The organism is Burkholderia sp. LMG 13014, from assembly GCF_905232215.1.
Lineage (GTDB): Bacteria > Pseudomonadota > Gammaproteobacteria > Burkholderiales > Burkholderiaceae > Burkholderia.
In genome coordinates, this window is sequence record NZ_CAJNKE010000024.1 from 15,717 (window position 1) to 31,727 (window position 16,011).

17 protein-coding genes are annotated in these 16,011 nt (G+C 63.6%); 9 read left to right on the forward strand and 8 right to left on the reverse strand.

Translation table 11 applies throughout. The annotated features are described in order from the left end of the window. Nucleotides 1-164: 164 nt before the first annotated feature. Nucleotides 165-593, reverse strand: a complete 429-nt coding sequence (locus tag JYJ84_RS05580) for a MarR family winged helix-turn-helix transcriptional regulator (protein WP_175221745.1) — start codon at nucleotides 591-593, stop codon at nucleotides 165-167. 91 nt (nucleotides 594-684) lie between these two features. On the opposite strand from JYJ84_RS05580, the gene JYJ84_RS05585 reads away from it, so the two are divergent. The 5 genes from JYJ84_RS05585 to JYJ84_RS05605 all read left to right on the forward strand — a co-directional run bounded on the left by JYJ84_RS05585 (nucleotide 685) and on the right by JYJ84_RS05605 (nucleotide 6,346). Continuing rightward, entirely contained in the window at nucleotides 685-1,605 is a 921-nt protein-coding gene (locus tag JYJ84_RS05585; protein WP_175221744.1) for a LysR family transcriptional regulator, read from the forward strand. Between the two features lie 106 nt (nucleotides 1,606-1,711). Continuing rightward, nucleotides 1,712-2,143, forward strand: coding sequence for a MarR family winged helix-turn-helix transcriptional regulator (locus JYJ84_RS05590; RefSeq protein ID WP_122949068.1), 432 nt, complete (start codon nucleotides 1,712-1,714; stop codon nucleotides 2,141-2,143). Between the two features lie 64 nt (nucleotides 2,144-2,207). After that, entirely contained in the window at nucleotides 2,208-3,302 is a 1,095-nt protein-coding gene (locus JYJ84_RS05595; RefSeq protein WP_175221743.1) for an HlyD family secretion protein, read from the forward strand. 13 nt (nucleotides 3,303-3,315) lie between these two features. Beyond that, a complete protein-coding gene (locus JYJ84_RS05600) occupies nucleotides 3,316-4,890 on the forward strand; it encodes a DHA2 family efflux MFS transporter permease subunit (RefSeq protein ID WP_175221742.1) in 1,575 nt (524 codons plus the stop codon). Between the two features lie 19 nt (nucleotides 4,891-4,909). Next, a complete protein-coding gene (locus JYJ84_RS05605; RefSeq protein ID WP_175221741.1) occupies nucleotides 4,910-6,346 on the forward strand; it encodes an efflux transporter outer membrane subunit in 1,437 nt (478 codons plus the stop codon). A gap of 50 nt (nucleotides 6,347-6,396) precedes the next feature. Here the strand turns inward: JYJ84_RS05605 and JYJ84_RS05610 are convergent, their stop codons facing one another. From JYJ84_RS05610 to JYJ84_RS05625, 4 genes are all read right to left on the reverse strand, one after another. After that, complete coding sequence (locus JYJ84_RS05610; RefSeq protein WP_175221740.1) at nucleotides 6,397-6,591, reverse strand: hypothetical protein; 195 nt, start codon at nucleotides 6,589-6,591, stop codon at nucleotides 6,397-6,399. Nucleotides 6,592-6,598: 7 nt separating this feature from the next. After that, nucleotides 6,599-7,222 (reverse strand): LysE family transporter, encoded by a 624-nt coding sequence (locus tag JYJ84_RS05615; protein WP_175221739.1) that lies wholly within the window; start codon nucleotides 7,220-7,222, stop codon nucleotides 6,599-6,601. 143 nt (nucleotides 7,223-7,365) lie between these two features. Beyond that, nucleotides 7,366-7,998, reverse strand: a complete 633-nt coding sequence (gene yfcF, locus JYJ84_RS05620; RefSeq protein WP_175221738.1) for a glutathione transferase — start codon at nucleotides 7,996-7,998, stop codon at nucleotides 7,366-7,368. Nucleotides 7,999-8,140: 142 nt separating this feature from the next. Next, on the reverse strand, nucleotides 8,141-8,551 hold the full coding sequence (locus JYJ84_RS05625; RefSeq protein ID WP_175221804.1) for a TIGR02594 family protein: 411 nt from the start codon (nucleotides 8,549-8,551) through the stop codon (nucleotides 8,141-8,143). A gap of 259 nt (nucleotides 8,552-8,810) precedes the next feature. Between JYJ84_RS05625 and JYJ84_RS05630 the strand changes: the two genes are divergently transcribed. The 4 genes from JYJ84_RS05630 (at nucleotide 8,811) to JYJ84_RS05645 (ending at nucleotide 13,502) form a co-directional block, all read left to right on the forward strand. Beyond that, complete coding sequence (locus JYJ84_RS05630; protein WP_175221737.1) at nucleotides 8,811-9,785, forward strand: hypothetical protein; 975 nt, start codon at nucleotides 8,811-8,813, stop codon at nucleotides 9,783-9,785. 108 nt (nucleotides 9,786-9,893) lie between these two features. Beyond that, nucleotides 9,894-10,805 carry a LysR substrate-binding domain-containing protein gene (locus JYJ84_RS05635; protein ID WP_175221803.1) on the forward strand — a complete coding sequence of 304 codons (912 nt, stop codon included), beginning with the start codon at nucleotides 9,894-9,896 and terminating at the stop codon, nucleotides 10,803-10,805. 133 nt (nucleotides 10,806-10,938) lie between these two features. Then, nucleotides 10,939-12,255 carry an MFS transporter gene (locus tag JYJ84_RS05640; protein WP_175221736.1) on the forward strand — a complete coding sequence of 439 codons (1,317 nt, stop codon included), beginning with the start codon at nucleotides 10,939-10,941 and terminating at the stop codon, nucleotides 12,253-12,255. Nucleotides 12,256-12,266: 11 nt separating this feature from the next. Next, nucleotides 12,267-13,502 (forward strand): amidohydrolase family protein, encoded by a 1,236-nt coding sequence (locus tag JYJ84_RS05645; RefSeq protein WP_175221735.1) that lies wholly within the window; start codon nucleotides 12,267-12,269, stop codon nucleotides 13,500-13,502. Nucleotides 13,503-14,091: 589 nt separating this feature from the next. Here JYJ84_RS05645 and JYJ84_RS05650 read toward each other — a convergent pair. The 3 genes from JYJ84_RS05650 to JYJ84_RS05660 form a co-directional block, all read right to left on the reverse strand. Next, nucleotides 14,092-14,592, reverse strand: a complete 501-nt coding sequence (locus JYJ84_RS05650) for a hypothetical protein (protein ID WP_205183069.1) — start codon at nucleotides 14,590-14,592, stop codon at nucleotides 14,092-14,094. Between the two features lie 84 nt (nucleotides 14,593-14,676). Then, nucleotides 14,677-15,132, reverse strand: coding sequence for a GNAT family N-acetyltransferase (locus JYJ84_RS05655; protein ID WP_175221733.1), 456 nt, complete (start codon nucleotides 15,130-15,132; stop codon nucleotides 14,677-14,679). A 192-nt stretch (nucleotides 15,133-15,324) separates the two neighbouring features. Continuing rightward, on the reverse strand, nucleotides 15,325-16,011 hold a 687-nt coding region (locus tag JYJ84_RS05660), incomplete at its 5' end, for a hypothetical protein (protein ID WP_205189130.1).

A 16,011-nucleotide genomic window follows, 5' to 3' on the forward strand; every position in this document is an offset into this window, starting at 1 on the left:
CCGGCGGCGCCGGCCCGTGAAATCCGTCAGGGGACTCTACAACTGGAAATAAAAACTGTCCAGATCGACATCGAACCGGACAGTTTGAAAAACCAATTTCCTCTCGCGAGCGCCGCCAAAGAGGCTAATGGCTCGAATTCCGCTCCAGTTTGCCGCCAGCCCGTCTAGCGTTCCGCGGTCACACTGAACAGTTCGTCGCGCAGTGCCTTCGCGCGGTCGCGGCCGAACTGCGTCTCGAATTCGTCCTGCGCGGCCTGCCACGCGACCAACGCCTGCGCGAACGTGCGCTCGCCCAGCTTCGTGAGGCTCAGCGCATGCGCGCGCGCATCGTGCTCGGACGCGGCCGTCGCGACAAAGCCGTCGCGCTGCAGCGGCTTCAGCGCGCGCAGCAGCGTCGTGCGATCCATCACGAGCGCATCGGCGAGTTCACTCATTAGCAGGTCAGGCCGGCGCGTGAGGTTCGCCATGATCGAGAACTGGGCGGGCGTGACGCCAACCGGGGCCAGATGGCGCTCGTACAGTTGCGTGACGAAGCGCGCCGCCTGACGCAGCGCGAGACAGTTGCACGCCTGGGCAATCGAGGTGTCGTTCATGCTTGGCAATTTATATGTGCATATGCATAAAGTCAATGTACACTCCGCCGTAACAAGGCCGGTAGCGGGCCCTCGCGTCAAGGAGACGGACATGGACTACATCGACAAGCTGCGGATTTTCCGGTCGGTGGTGGAGATGCGCAGCTTCACGCGCGCCGCCGACATGCACGGCCTCGCGCGGCCTGTCGTGTCGCGCGCGGTCGCGGATCTGGAGGCGCGTTTCGGCAGCCGGCTGCTGCACCGGACCACGCGCCAGGTGTCGCTGACCGAAACGGCCGAGCGCATTTACGAGCGCTGCGCGGCCGTGCTCGACGAACTCGACTCGCTCGAAGCCGAAGCGCAGACGCACACGCGCGAGCCCGAGGGTCTGCTGCGCCTCGTCGCGCACACGACGGCCGCGCTGAACCAGCTGGTGCCGCTGATCGCCGGCTTCAAGGCCGCACACCCGAAGGTGCGCCTCGACGTGACGCTGACCGAGCGCCCGGTCGATCTGGTCGGCGAAGGCTATGACATCGGCATCGTCGTGCCGTACATGCTGACGAACGAATCGACCGTCGTGCGGCTCGTCGAACGGATTCCGCTCGTGATCGTCGCGACGCCCGCGTACCTTCGCGCCCATCCGCGCCCGGTCACGCCCGCCGACCTCGCCGACCATCCGTTCGTGCCGATGTCGCCGTCGCTGCGCCGGCCCGCGCTGTCGTTCCGCGTCGACGGCAACACGCTGACCGTGCCGTTCCGCTTCGACATCTCGTCGAACAGCCCCGTCTTCAACCGCGAAATGGTGTTGCATGACTTCGGCATCGGCGTCGTGCCGAAGACGCTCGTCGGCGCCCAGCTCGCGTCGGGCGCGCTCGTGCAATTGCTGGCCGACGCCGATCTCGTCGATGCGTTCGTCGAGATCAAGCTCGCGTACGCAAACCGCGCGCTGCTGCCCGCGAAGGTCAAGGCGTTCATCGACTACACGGCCGCCTACTGCGACCGCGAAGGCTGGATTGTTCCGGCGGCGGCCTGATCCGGCGCGCGAACGCCCCGGTCTGCCGTGATTGGTACAGCCACGACACCAATCTGATCCTGCCCCGACCATCGATTCGCACCGCCCCTCACCCTAATATGTGTACATGCACAAGACGACGCTCACCGATGACGATTGCTTCGCGGTCCGGCAAGCCGCCCGCCGGATCTCGCAGTTCTACGAGCGTTATCTGTCGCGGGCGGGCGTGACGTCGTCGCAGTACAGCATTCTCGCGCTGCTGCGCGACCGGCCGGGCCTGACGATGGCGACGCTGTCGACCGTGCTGGTGATCGAACGCACCGCGCTGCTGCGCGCGCTCAAGCCGCTCGTCGGCGCGGCGCTGGTGGCCGGCCGGATCGAGCCACGATGCCGCCGCCAGACGTTCGCGCTGACCGCACACGGCGAAACGAAGATCGCCGACGCGCAAGTGCACTGGCTCGCCGCGCAGGAAGCGTTCGAGCAGCGGTTCGGGTCGACGCAGGCGGCCCGCCTGAGAGACGAATTGTTCCGGATCACGCACAACCTGCCGGAACGCTAGCCCTTTCCCCGATCGACGACCGCTCGTCGATCGACTTGATAAGTGCATATACATAGGTGAATCGATGGATACGACCCAAGCCGCTGCCTCATCCCGTGAAGCAGCCACACTCGACCAGCCCGCGAAGCAACAGCGCCGCGTGCCGTGGATGCGCATCGCGGTGGGTGCCGTCGTCATCGTCGTCGTCGCCGCCGTGCTCGACTGGCTGTTCGTGCTGCGTTTCCAGGAAAGCACCGACGATGCGTATGTCGGCGGCGACGTGACGGTGCTCGCGCCGAAGGTCAACGGCTTCGTCGACAAGATCCTCGTGACCGACAACCAGCGCGTGAAGGCCGGCGACGTGCTCGTGCAGCTCGATGCGCGCGACTATGACGCAAAGCTCGCGCAGGCCAGCGCAGAAGTCGACAGCGCCCGCTCCGCCGTGACCGAACTCGCGGCGAAGCAGCAACTGCAATACGCGGTGATCGGCCAGCAGGCAGCCGACAAGAACGCGTCGTCGGCCGAACTCACGCGTGCCGCATCGGATCGTGTGCGCTACCGCGAGCTCGTGAAATCCGACGCCGTGTCGAACCAGATCGTCGAACGCGCGGATGCCGATTACTCGAAGGCCGGTGCCGCTGTCGAACGCAGCGACGCCGCGCTGCTCGCGTCGAAACGTCAGCTCGACGTGCTCGGCGCGCAGCTCGCCGATGCGCAGGCCCGCGTGAACACCGCGCTCGCCGCGCAGCGCGTTGCCGCGCTCAACGTCGAATACACGACGATCCGTTCGCCGGTCGATGGCTACGTCGGCAATCGCACGGGCCGCGTCGGGATGCTCGCGAACGTCGGTGTGCCGCTGCTGACGGTCGTGCCGGCTGCCGGGCTGTGGATCGACGCGAACTTCAAGGAAGACCAGCTGCGCAAGATGCACGCGGGCGATCGCGTCGACGTGTCGCTCGATGCGTCGAGCACGAAACTGCACGGCCGCGTCGACAGCCTCGCACCCGCCACCGGCGCAACCTTCAGCGTGCTGCCGCCCGAGAACGCGACCGGCAACTTCACGAAGATCGTCCAGCGCGTACCCGTGCGCGTGCATCTCGATCCGCAGCCGGGCCTCGATCATGTGCTGCGCCCCGGTTTGTCCGCGGTCGTGACCGTGCATACCGGCCGCGCGAGCTGAACGGGAGACGACGATGACCACCGCGTTTTCCGGCGACCCGGCGTCGCAACCGACCAAGCAGCGCGTGTTCGCGTTCGCGCTGATGTGCGTCGGCTTCTTCATGGCGACGCTCGACATCCAGATCGTCGCGTCGTCGCTGCGCGACATCGGCGGCGGCTTGTCTGCCAGCCAGGACGAATTGTCGTGGGTGCAAACGGCCTACCTGATCGCCGAGATCATCGTGATCCCGATGTCGGGCTGGCTGTCGAAAGTGATGTCGACGCGCTGGCTGTTCGCCGCATCGGCGGTCGGCTTCACGATCACCAGCATGCTGTGCGGCGTCGCATGGGACATCAACTCGATGATCCTGTTTCGCGGGCTGCAAGGCGCGCTCGGCGCCGCGATGATCCCGACCGTGTTCACCACCGCGTTCGTGCTGTTCCCCGGCAAGCAGCGGCTGATCGCATCGACGACCATCGGCGCGCTTGCGTCGCTCGCGCCGGCGATCGGCTCCGTGATCGGCGGCTGGATCACCGACCAGTGGTCGTGGCACTGGCTGTTCTACCTGAACCTCGTGCCGGGCATCGCGGTGGCCGCGCTCGTGCCGCGCTACGTGCACATCGACGAACCCGACCTCAGCCTCATCAAGCGCGGCGACTATCTCGGCATCGTGCTGATGTCGGGCTTCCTCGGCTGCCTCGAATACGTGCTGGAGGAAGGCCCGCGCAAGAACTGGTTCGGCGACGACGTCATCATGATCTGCGCATGGATCTCCGGCATCTGCGGCTTCCTGTTCATCGTGCATGCGCTGACCGCGAAGGATCCGATCGTCGACCTGCGTGCGCTCGTCGTGCGCAACTTCGGGATCGGCAGCCTGCTGTCGTTCGTGACCGGCATCGGGATCTTCGTGACCGTGTTCCTGACGCCGCTGTTTCTTGCGCAGGTGCGCGCGTTCAGCTCGCTGCAGATCGGCATGGCGCTGCTGTCGGTCGGTGCGTTCCAGCTGGTCGCGCTCTGTGCGTATGCGTTTGCCGCGCGCTTCTTCAGCCTGCGCGCGCTGCTCGTGTTCGGGCTGATCTGCTTCGGGCTCGGTTGCTACCTGTACACGCCGATCACGCACGACTGGGGCTGGCGCGAACTGCTGTTGCCGCAGGCGCTGCGCGGCATCGGCCAGCAGTTCAGCGTGCCGCCGATCGTGACGATGGCGCTCGGCTCGCTGCCGCAGTCGCGCCTGAAATCGGCCAGCGGCCTGTTCAACCTGATGCGCAACCTCGGCGGTGCGATCGGCATCGCGGTGAGCGCGACGATGCTCAACGACCGGCTGAACTTTCACTACCTGCGCCTGAACGAGCACGTGAGCGCCGGCCAGCCGCAGGTCGCCTCGCTGCTCGATCGGCAGGCTGCGTACTGGACATCCGTGGCCGGCAACACGCTGGATACCGCACAAGCCGGGCTCGCGAACCTGCACCACCTGATCTATCGCGAAGCGCTGACGCTCACGTATGCGGATGCGTATTACGCGCTGTCGCTGTGTTTCGTCGTCGCGCTGATCGCCGTCGTCTTCTCCAAACCCATTTCCCTGAACGCGCCGCCGCCGGACGCGCACTGAGGTTGAGGTCATCACCATCATGAAAAAACTTCTCGTCGCCCTCGCCGTCAGCGCACTCGCCGCAGGATGTGCGGTGCAGCCCGCGCAGCATCCGGCACTTCAGGATTCGGTTCGCACGCTCGCGCCGGATGGTTGGGATACCGATGTGCCGCGCGCGGACATCGACGCCGCCGCGTGGTGGGCGCAATTCCACGATCCCGTGCTCGACCGGCTGATCGCCACCGTGCTCGACGGCAACCTCGACCTGCAGGCAGCAGCCGAACGCGTGAAGCAGGCGCAGGCGCTGACCGTGCAGAAGCGTGCGGTGCTGCTGCCCGAACTCGACGCGACTGCGCATGCGGCCGACGCGCGCCAGAACACGCCGCCGCCGCTCGGCTATGTGCGGCAGGCCGGTGCGGGGCTCGCGCTGAGCTGGTCGCCCGACGTGTTCGGCGGCGAACGGCTCGATCTGCTCGCCGCGCAGGCCGAACTCGTCGGGCAGAAGCATGCGGAAGATGCGATGCGGCTCGCGCTCGCGGCGGATGCGGCTTCCGCGTATGTCGATCTGCGCTGGGCGCAGCAGGAATTGAAGATCCTGCAGGACAACGCGAAGATCCGGCAGCATGCGCTCGAACTCACGCGCAAGCGGCAGGCGTTCGGCCTGTCGACGGAGCTCGACGTCACGCGTGCGCAGAACCAGCTCGATGCACTCGAAGCGCGGATTCCGCCGACGCAGGCGCAGATTGCACATCAGCTCAATCTGATTGCCGTGTATTCGGGGCGCACGCCGGAATCGGTCGATCGGCTCGTGCTTGCGCAGGCCGGCGAGATTCCGGCGCCGCCGGTGGGTGCGCCGGGGACGTTGCCTTCGCAGGCGTTGCTGCGGCGGCCGGATGTGCTGACCGCGTATGCGCAGGTCGAGCGGCGGGCGGCGCAAGTCGGTGTGGCAAAGGCCGAGCGGTATCCGAAGTTTTCGTTGAACCTGACGGACGGGATTCTCGCCGCTTCCTATCTCGGGTTGCCTACGTTGACCGATAACCTGTTCAGTGCGGCGTTGAGCGCGACTAGCCCGATCTTCAATGCGGGACGGATTACCGCCGATATCTCGCAGAGCGAAAGCCGGATGCGCGAATCGGAACTCGGGTTACGGCAGACGATGCTGCAGGCGTTGAGGGAAGTCGAGGATGCGCGGGTGAATCTCGTCAGCTCCGATGAGGCGACGCGCAGGCTTGGTAGCGCGCTTTCTGCTTCGGACAAGGCGCTTGGGTTGGCGAATCAGCTTTATAAGGGTGGCGCGACGGATTTTCTGGACGTGCTGTCCGCGCAGGAGGTTTATCTGCGGGATTCGGATTCGTTGAATCAGGTCAAGCGCGAGCATGCGCTGGCAGCGGTGGCGCTGTATCGGTCGCTTGGGGGTGGGTGGAGCAGGAATGACGCGGCGGGTGGACCGGAGGTGGAGGCGGTGGCGAAGAACTGAGCGTGATCACGATACGGCGCCGGCATCAACACTTGCCGGCGCCCCGCTCGTCAGCCACACGATCCCAGACATTGGACCGACGACAACGCGATCAGATAAACCGCCGCCCACGCAATACCCAGTCCTGCGATAACGGCGACGATAACGGTGAAGATACGCGTGATGGGCTTGTGCCAGAACCGGATCGCAACGAACACGCCGGCTGCCAGCAGGAGCACGACGAGGATCGGGCCGAGCACGCTCATTACAGCGTTATCGGTCGAGTGCCAGCTTCGCGCCGAGCCCCAGCAGGATCGTCCCCATCACCGCGTCGATCGGCTTGCGCAGTTTCGCGTAGCCCGTCTGCACGCGGTTCGTCGAGAACAGCACTGCGATCGTGCAGAACCATGTCACCGATACGGCGACGACCACGGCCAGCGTCGCGCCATGCACCCATGCCGGCGCATGCGCGGGCAGCAGCGTGACGAACAAGCTGCCGAAGAACGCCGCGGCTTTCGGGTTGGTCAGGCCGACCAGCAGCCCTTTCCGGTAGGCATGCACGCCGCCGCGAACGACCGGCTGGCTCGCGGCTTCAGCCTGCTGTGCCGACTGACGCAGGCCCGACAGCGTCTTGATGCCCAGATAGATCAGATACGCGGCACCGGCGATGCGAATCGCCTCGTACAGCCAAGCAAGCTTCGCGACGATCAGCCCGAGCCCGAAAATCGCCATCGCGGCCCAGACCGCATGCGACGACGCGATGCCCAGCGCAGCCAGCAGGCCCGCGCGGCGATTGCCTAGCGCATGGGATGAAACGGCGATCAGGTCGGGACCGGGGCTGACGCACGCCAGCAACATCACGCCGCCGACTGCGGCGAGTTGGGGAAGATAGCTCATGGCGGTTCGGGAGGATTCGGGTGAAGGGGGAAAGTCGGCTTACTCTAGCACGCCGATTTTGGTTGCATGGGGGACGGTCTGAGACGCGGCACGCGGGCAGCCAGCCCCCTCTCTTTCGCACCGCGCCCCTTTGCCCTCGCGATTTACAGCGGCGGCCGCTTCAGCTTCACCCAGCGCTGCACCGACGCCCGCTCCCACTGCGCACGCGCATAGTCGGCGAGGCGCTGCGGCACCGGATCGTCGTTCAGCACCAGACGGTTCAGCATCACCGCCAGGTCGACATCGGCAATGCTCCACTCGCCGAACAGGTTGGCCGCGCCCGGCGCGAGCAGCTTGTCGGCGGCCGCGAACAGCTTTTGCGCGGCAGCCTGCGCCAGACTCGACAGCGGCTCGCTCGATGGCCCGTAGAACAGCACTTCGGTCGACCGCTCCGTCCGAACCGGCATCAGGTCGCTGCGCAGCCATGCCTGCACCTGTCGTGCATGTGCGCGCTGGCGCGGCTCGACCGGATAGAGCCGCGTGCCCGGAAAGATCTCGTCGAGATACTCGGTTATCGCCGACGATTCCGACAGCGCGAAATCGTCGTGCACGAGCGTCGGCACGCGTTGCGTCAGCGAGGTCGCCGCATAGTCGGGGGCGAAATGCGCGCGGTTGCCGAGATCGACGGTTACCAGTTCGTAAGGCAGCGCTTTTTCCTCGAGCGCAACGAAGACCGACATTGCGTATGGGCTCGTGTATTGCGTATCCGCGTAGAGGCGGAGGTTACCGGTTTGCACTGCTGGCTCCTTGAGGGTGCTGAGGCCGGCGGCTGCGGGTTGGCGCGCCGACGGGCTCCGGGTGGGTCAATACAGTGCGTGACAGATTAGCAGCGGCAGATACGGCGGAGATTGCAGTTTTATGTCCGCTGCCGCTGCGAGGTCATCCAGCGTCGGGCCAGCGGTATCCGATCACTTCGTTCAACGGGTACGCGAGTTCACGGACTTCTTCCAGCTGGTTGCCGCCGAAGAGATACACCTGTTCGTCGTCGTGACGCAGGTAGAAACCGACATGCCCTTTCCAGCTCGCGGGATCGTCGCGCGTCAGGATCGCGATGCAGCCGTAGACGGGGCGCTCCAGCGGCCGCCCCCATTCGAGCCATGAGCGTGCGAGTGCGGACCCGGTGCCGCGAATGCCGGCGTGCTTCATGCACCAGTTGACGAAGGACGAGCACCAGGAAATTTTGTCGTCGTAGCCGACCAGGTTCGTCTGGTTGTTGTATTCGACAATGCGCGGGTTGATGCTGCCGGGTGGGTGGCGGCGGATGCCGAGTTCGGCCATCGCGACGGGCATCCACGGCGGATGAGCGGCGTCCGGTTTGCTCTCAGGGTTGAACGGGGTCACGTCGTTCTCGGGCGAGTGTGTTGTGCGGTCAATCTTCGCATGAATACGGCAGCGCTACAGCGCCCTTTCGGCATGTGATTGCCTTTCAGTCTGCGCCCGTCGTATCGCTTTTTACCGTCTACCGGCCTCCGGGTGGTGGGCAGACACGCCCGCCAGATCGACTACCATATGACAAATCCAACCGGTCTCGACAGCCATCCCGCGCGCCATGACGACACCTTCCGACGACCCCGCCTCGCCCGAACTCGACAGCACGCCGACTCGACCGGATCGGGATGCGGAATCGACACCGCGAATCATTACGCTGCCGGCGCATCTGCACAGCATCCCTTCCTGCGAAGGCGTTCCCGACCTGTTCAACACCTACCTGGCCAATATCGGGCTGGCGCTGCTGTTCGGCACGATATTCACGGGGCTGCTCGTCGGTCCGTTTTACGACGGTTCCGTTTTCGACAAAGGCCCCATCGTGTTCGTCCTGTGGCTCGCGATACTGGGTGTGTGCGCGTGGGCCGTGAGGATCGTCATTCGCGGCGTGAGACATGCCGGCGCCTGGTTCGAGGTCGACTCGACCGGTTTCCGCTATGGCCTCGGCACACGTCCGGAACGGGCCGCCATCCCGAAAGAACAGTGCGTCGAATGGCGCGAAGCCGTTCCCAACCCCGACCGACCCTACGACGTCGAATACAACACGGCGTCCGGCGTCACCAGAAGCCCGGCGAACTTCCAGTTCTGGCGACGCGCCACGCGCGAACCCGCCACCGCCTATACGCTGCGCATGAATCTCATCCCGACCGACGCCGACGATGCCATTCGCTGCGCGGGCTTCAAGAATCGTCACGACCTGCTCGTCGCCATTCTGTGCGGCCTCGCGCATCAGGGGCTGCGCTTCGATCGCAATACCTTCATTGCCGCCGGCATTCACCCGGAGACCTGGCAGAAACTCAGGACGCCGTGGCGCAAGGCCGTCGTCTTTTTCTCCATTCTCGCCGCGCTCGGCCTGCTGGCCTTCTTCATCTGGGGGCGCCTCTCCCTGATCTTCTCCTTCGCGATCTGGATCGTTTCGTTTTTATATTATTGCGGCGAGGGGAAGTACGACTTCTCTCCGGATATCAAGAACTATCCGCGAGGGCCGATCGTTTTTCGCATCGACGATCGCGAGACGGCCGACGAAAGCCCGCGTTGAAGCGGCAGGCGACAACCCGAGGGTCGGGCTTTCACCCATGCGCGGGTTTGCGATTCTCTCGTGATCCGCGCTTATGATGTCGCGAGCCACACGACCCTCACGCCCGCCATGCGCATCACGCCCCTGCCGCCCCTCCAGTGCCTCGTCGCGTTCGAAGCCGCCGTGCGGCACGCGAGCTTCACGCGCGCGGCCGCCGAGCTGCACCTGACCCAAAGCGCGATCAGCCGGCAGATCCAGCAGCTCGAGGAATTTCTCGGCCGCTCGCTGTTCGTGCGCGAACATCGTTCGCTGCGGCTGACGATCGCCGGCGAGCAATACGCGGCACAGGTGCACCACCTCCTCACGCAATGCGCGGAAGCCACGCACGACGTGATGAAGCCCTACGGCGATCTCGAACTGACGATCGCATGCTCGTCCGGCGTGGCGCTGCTGTGGCTCACGCCGCGCCTGCCCGAGTTTCGCGCCGCGTATCCGAACATCAAGCTGCGGCTGATCGTGCGCGACGGGCTCGCGTCGATGTCGCCGGCGGAGTTCGACGTGGGCGTCTACTACGTGCGCCAGCAGGCGCCCGCCGAATACACCGCGCGCCGTCTGTTCGACGAGGAAGTGTTTCCCGTCTGCGCGCCGGGTTACCTGGCCGGCCGCACGCTCGACGCGGCCGATCTCGCGAACGAGACGCTGCTGCGCCTCGAGGACGGGCAGCGTCAGTGGATGTCGTGGTCCGAATGGTTCGACCAGAACGACATCGACCGGCAGAAGGCGCAGCCGCAAGACATCACGATCAACTCGTATCCGCAGATCGTGCAGATGACCATTCTCGGCCAGGGCGTGTCGCTCGGCTGGCGCTACATGATCGACGCATGCATCGAGGCCGGGCTGCTCGTGCGCGTGACGGAGGCGTCCGCGAGCCACGGTGGCGGCTACTACGTGATCTCCCCCAACGACCGCGCGCAGAACCACGCCGCACGCCTGTTCACACGCTGGCTGTTCGAACAGGCGGAGCGGCAGACGGCGCCCTGACCTACCCTGAACGCGACGCATGCGCCCAGCGCATGCGTGCATGCGAATCTTTCGTTTCAGAAAAAAATCGCGCTGTCCTTAGCATGGGGTTCACGCGGGGCGCCCGTCCCGTCTTCTGACCAAGGAAGAGACCATGCAAGGAACGCTTTCCCCGCGCGCCGCGCCTGCCGTCGATGCGGCAGTGCAGCAGCGCCGCCGCGCCATCGTCGCGACCGTGATCGGCAACGGTCTCGAATGGTTCGATTTCACCGTCTACAGCTTCTTCGCGGTGATCATCGCGAAACTGTTCTTTCCGACCGGCAACGAACTGACGTCCGTGCTGCTGACCGTCGCGACGTTCGGCGTCGGCTTCTTCATGCGGCCCGTCGGCGGCATCGTGCTCGGCATCTACGCCGACAAGGTCGGGCGCAAGGCCGCGCTGTCGCTCACCATCCTCATGATGGCCGCCGGCACCGCGCTCATCGGGCTCGCGCCGACCTACGAACAGGCCGGTATCGCCGCGCCGCTGCTGATCGTCGTCGCGCGGCTGCTGCAAGGTTTCTCGGCCGGCGGCGAGATGGGCGGCGCCACCGCGTTCCTCACCGAATACGCGCCGCCGGAGAAGCGCGCGTACTACTCGAGCTGGATCCAGTCGAGCATCGGCTTCGCCGTGCTGCTCGGCGCCGCGACCGGCACCTTCGTCACGACGTCGCTCGACGTACAGGCACTGCATAGCTGGGGCTGGCGACTGCCGTTCCTGCTCGGGATCATCGTCGGGCCCGTCGGCTACTTCATCCGCAGCCATATCGACGAAACGCCCGCATTCAGCGCGGTCGAAGCGCAGGCGAAAGAGAGCTCGCCGCTGAAGGAAGTGCTGTCCACCTACCCGCGCGAAACGTTCGCGAGCTTTTCGATGGTCATTCTGTGGACCGTCTGCACCTACGTGCTGCTCTTCTACATGCCGACTTATTCCGTGCGCACGCTGCATCTGCCGCAATCGACCGGTTTCGCGGCCGGCATGGTCGGCGGGCTGATGATCATGTGCTGCTCGCCGATCGTCGGCCGGCTCGCCGACGTGTGGGGACGGCGCGTGTTCCTGTCCGGATCGGCGCTTGCCATCTTCGTGCTCGCGTGGCCGATGTTCGCGTGGATCAACCATGCGCCCGGGTTCACGTCGCTGATCGTGTTCCAGGCCGTGTTCGGCGTGCTGATTGCGACCTACACGGGGCCGATCCTCGCGGCGTTCGCCGAACTGTTCCCGACCAAGGTGCTGTCGACCGGGTTGTCGGTCGCCTACAACTTCGCGGTCACGATCTTCGGCGGCTTCGCGCCGTTCCTGATCACGTGGCTCATCGCCCGCACCGGCAGCAACATGGCGCCTGCCTTCTACGTGACCCTCGCGGCGGCCGTCAGCTTCATCGGAACGCGCTTCGTGAAGGACACACGGCGCAACACGTCAACGACTCGATAAGGATCTTCTCCATGACCATTACCGTGCTTCAAGGCGGCAACGTACTCGATCTCGAACGGGGCGTGCTGCTCGACCATCATCATGTCGTGATCGACGGCGACCGGATCGTCGAAGTCACCGATCGGCCGGTGGATTTTCCGAATGCGCTGGTGATCGACGTGCGCGGCAAGACCGTGATGCCGGGGTTCATCGATTGCCATGTGCATGTGCTGGCTTCGAATGCGAATCTCGGCGCGAATGCGACGCAGCCGAATATTCTTGCCGCGATTCGGTCGTTGCCGATTCTCGATGCGATGTTGTCGCGTGGGTTCACCAGCGTGCGTGATGCAGGCGGTGCGGACTGGAGTTTGATGCAGGCGGTCGAAACCGGGCTGGTGTCCGGGCCGCGGATTTTTCCGTCGGGAAAGGCGTTGTCGCAGACCGGCGGGCATGGGGACTTTCGGCCTCGCGGGGATTTGCTGGAGCCTTGTTCTTGCTGCTTCAGGACGGGGGCGATTGCTCGGGTGGTGGACGGGGTCGAAGGTGTGCGGCTTGCGGTACGTGAAGAAATTCAGAAAGGCGCGACGCAGATCAAGATCATGGCGTCAGGTGGTGTGGCTTCGCCGACCGACCCGATTGCGAACACGCAGTATTCGGAGGATGAGATTCGGGCGATCGTGGATGAAGCCGAGGCCGCGAATACTTATGTGATGGCGCATGCGTATACGGGGCGGGCGATTGCGCGGGCGGTGCGGTGTGGGGTGAGGACGATCGAGCATGGGAATCTCGTGGATGAGGCGGCGGCGAAACTGATGCACGAGCATGGGGCGTTTGTGGTGCCTACGCTTGTCACTTATGACGCGCTTGCCAAACACGGAGCGGAGTTCGGGATGCCGCCCGAATCGGTGGCGAAGGTGGCTTCCGTTCAGCAGAAGGGACGCGAATCGCTGGAAATCTATGCGAACGCCGGCGTGAAGATGGGGTTCGGGTCGGATCTGCTCGGGGAAATGCACGCGTTTCAGTGCGGAGAGTTTCGGATTCGGGCGGAGGTGCTGGGGAATCTGGAAGCGCTCAGGTCGGCGACGACCGTGGCGGCGGAGATCGTCAACATGCAGGGGCAGTTGGGGGTGGTTGCGGCGGGAGCGATCGCGGATCTGGTCGTGCTCGATGGGAATCCGTTTGAGGATATCGGGGTGGTGGCTGGTCAGGGGGAGCGCGTTGAATATGTGTTGCAGCGAGGGAAGATCGTGAAAGCGCGCGCTGGTTAGGGTTCGCGGTTGCGCGGGTCCCTCCGCATACAGCGGTCGTGACAATCGTTAAAGGTGAACATCAACACGGACACGGCGCCCGCAATAGCGCCCGCTCTCGGTTGTGTTCGGGCCGAAACAGCATGTACGGCTGGCCCTTCTGCGGAAGGTCAGGCTTGTCGCCGAGGATTAGCTCAACCTCGGGATACCGTTTGAGCTTCTTGGGACGTGTCTTACTATAGGCGTTAGCCATTGCCGACTCTTTTGACGAGTTGGTGGTGGTCAGCGGGTCGTATGGGTTGCCGCCCATGCGGCCCGCGCTTCTTTGATGCCTTGGGTTTCCCTTCTCCCCTCCACTACGTCTTGTTGGCCAAGACGACTTACGTTCGACCATCGGTGCGAAGGGGACTGCGCTCTACTTTCGATGGCGAGAAGCAAGGCTTCAAGACCAGCGTAGTTGTGCTGGCATATCAGAAATGGGGGATTGAGCGGGATTGGCCGTTAGCTATAGGGAGGTGCACGCCCGTGCCTGATGCTCTAGGTCAGTGATTTGGAGAACTTGTACCGTTCGGCGCGGTGCAATCGGGCGCGTGTTGCGCTCAACCTTGAGTTAGAACATCAAGCCCCGATCTTGCTCCCGGATCTTCGGTATGACGTGATTCAGAAAGCACTCCGCAAGCCCGAAAATGCTGATCGTGACCTCCGGGAACCGGTCCGTCTTCACTTTTATGTAGGTTGCGATCAAGTTGGATTCAGCTTGAAGAAATATCTTGCGATGATCTGCGTTCGCATACCCCAGCACAAAAGAACTCATGTGCATGAGCGCATTCAGCGCATGACGATAGCTACTCTCCCAAGCTCCGGGATCGCCCTCAGAGATATTTACAATCTTCGTATTTATAGAAGGGAAATTCTCTCCCATGAGGCCGCAGAACTCATTCACCTTCCTTGCATGAAACCCGAATTCAAGTAAATCAGGAACAATGACTTCGTTCCAACTATCGCTCCACTCCCCGGGAAACACCGATCCCGTGAATGCAATCAAACGTAGAGCATGCGATCGCGCCCGCTCTATGTGAATTTCAGTAAGCCTTATGCGACTTCTATCCACTGTCATCTTCTCCCGGGAATATCCCGAATATACGTTTATCGCTTGCTTTAAGCCGCGCCATAAGACGGCACCTACTTCAGACTCTCAAGCCGAGACGTATTTCTCCATGAATACGCTCAACGGGTCATTCTTGTAATCGCCAAACGCCCCCCGACGCTGATAACCCGCAGACGCATACAAAGCCAGCGCCTCGTTTTGATAAGGTCCGGTTTCAAGCGTGAGCAACTTGCAACCCAGGTCGATTGCCCGTGCCTCGAGCACGCTGATGAGCTTCCTCGCCACACCCTGCCCGCGACCGCGCGGGCTGACATACATCCGCTTCAATTCGCCGAATTCCGGGTTGAGGACAATCGCCCCGCACCCGATCGCCTGCCCCCCGCTGTCCCGGGCAACGGCGAACAGCACATTGGATTGCTTCAGCGATGCGATATCCAGAGCGTGCCGGCTCTCAGGTGGGTACAGGGCGTCCTGGTACGCATCCAGATCGGCGATTAGGGCAATCACGTCGGGCTGGTCGGGAGACTCGAAGGCGATAGTCATGTCAGACGAAGCTGGGCAAATGGGAAATTGAAGTAACCGGCGACGAAGCAGTGCTCGACATCGATGACGGTCCGGTCTTCAGACACTGATTGTCAGCGATGCTTTCGGTGCTGTCGAACCTCTCAAAAATGCGGGCGAATCCGATCGCCCCGCGATATCGTCCGACTCAACGACCATCAAGACAATTGCATCCTATTGAACAACAGCATCGACCATCGCCTGCGCTTCGGACACAAACCGTGAATAGCGTCGCTGTTTGGGCAATTGCTGCGCGTAACAGGCTGGCCGCTGTTCCTCGGCCACGTGCTCCGCACTGCAAGCGACAATCGTCGGCAACGTCGCATCCCGCCACAGGATATAAACCCGCGCGCCCTGCTTGATCGACACCAGCAACGTATTCGGCCCATCCGGCATCCCGTCCTGGCTGTCACCCAGCAGCAATGCTTTCACAACCGCATCAGCCGGTTTCCGCTTCACGGGCAATTCGGCAAACCGATACTCCGCGGCGTCGCCACCGAGCACGTCGGTGTAAAACGTCTCGTTATCGAAAATAGCCGCCGTATCATCCGCTGACTTGATCCCCGCATCCGCCGTCGCCACCCACGCCTTCAAAAGCGGAACCGTCGTTACAACGAGATTCACCTTCCCGTCATTCGACTTCAAGAGCAGTCCATCCGGCCCGGGCGTCATCCCGTTGTCGATGTAGAGGGTCTCCACGGTACTCCCCGCCTTCGCGGAAAAACCTCTCGCCCTGACCGTCCCGACAAGCTTGACCAGCCGCGCATTCACCTCAGCCGTGTATTTCTTGTCCAGATCCGCCTGATCTTCCATCCGCGCTGCTGTAATCGTGTCGACGGCTTTCTTCCGATACGCAAGATA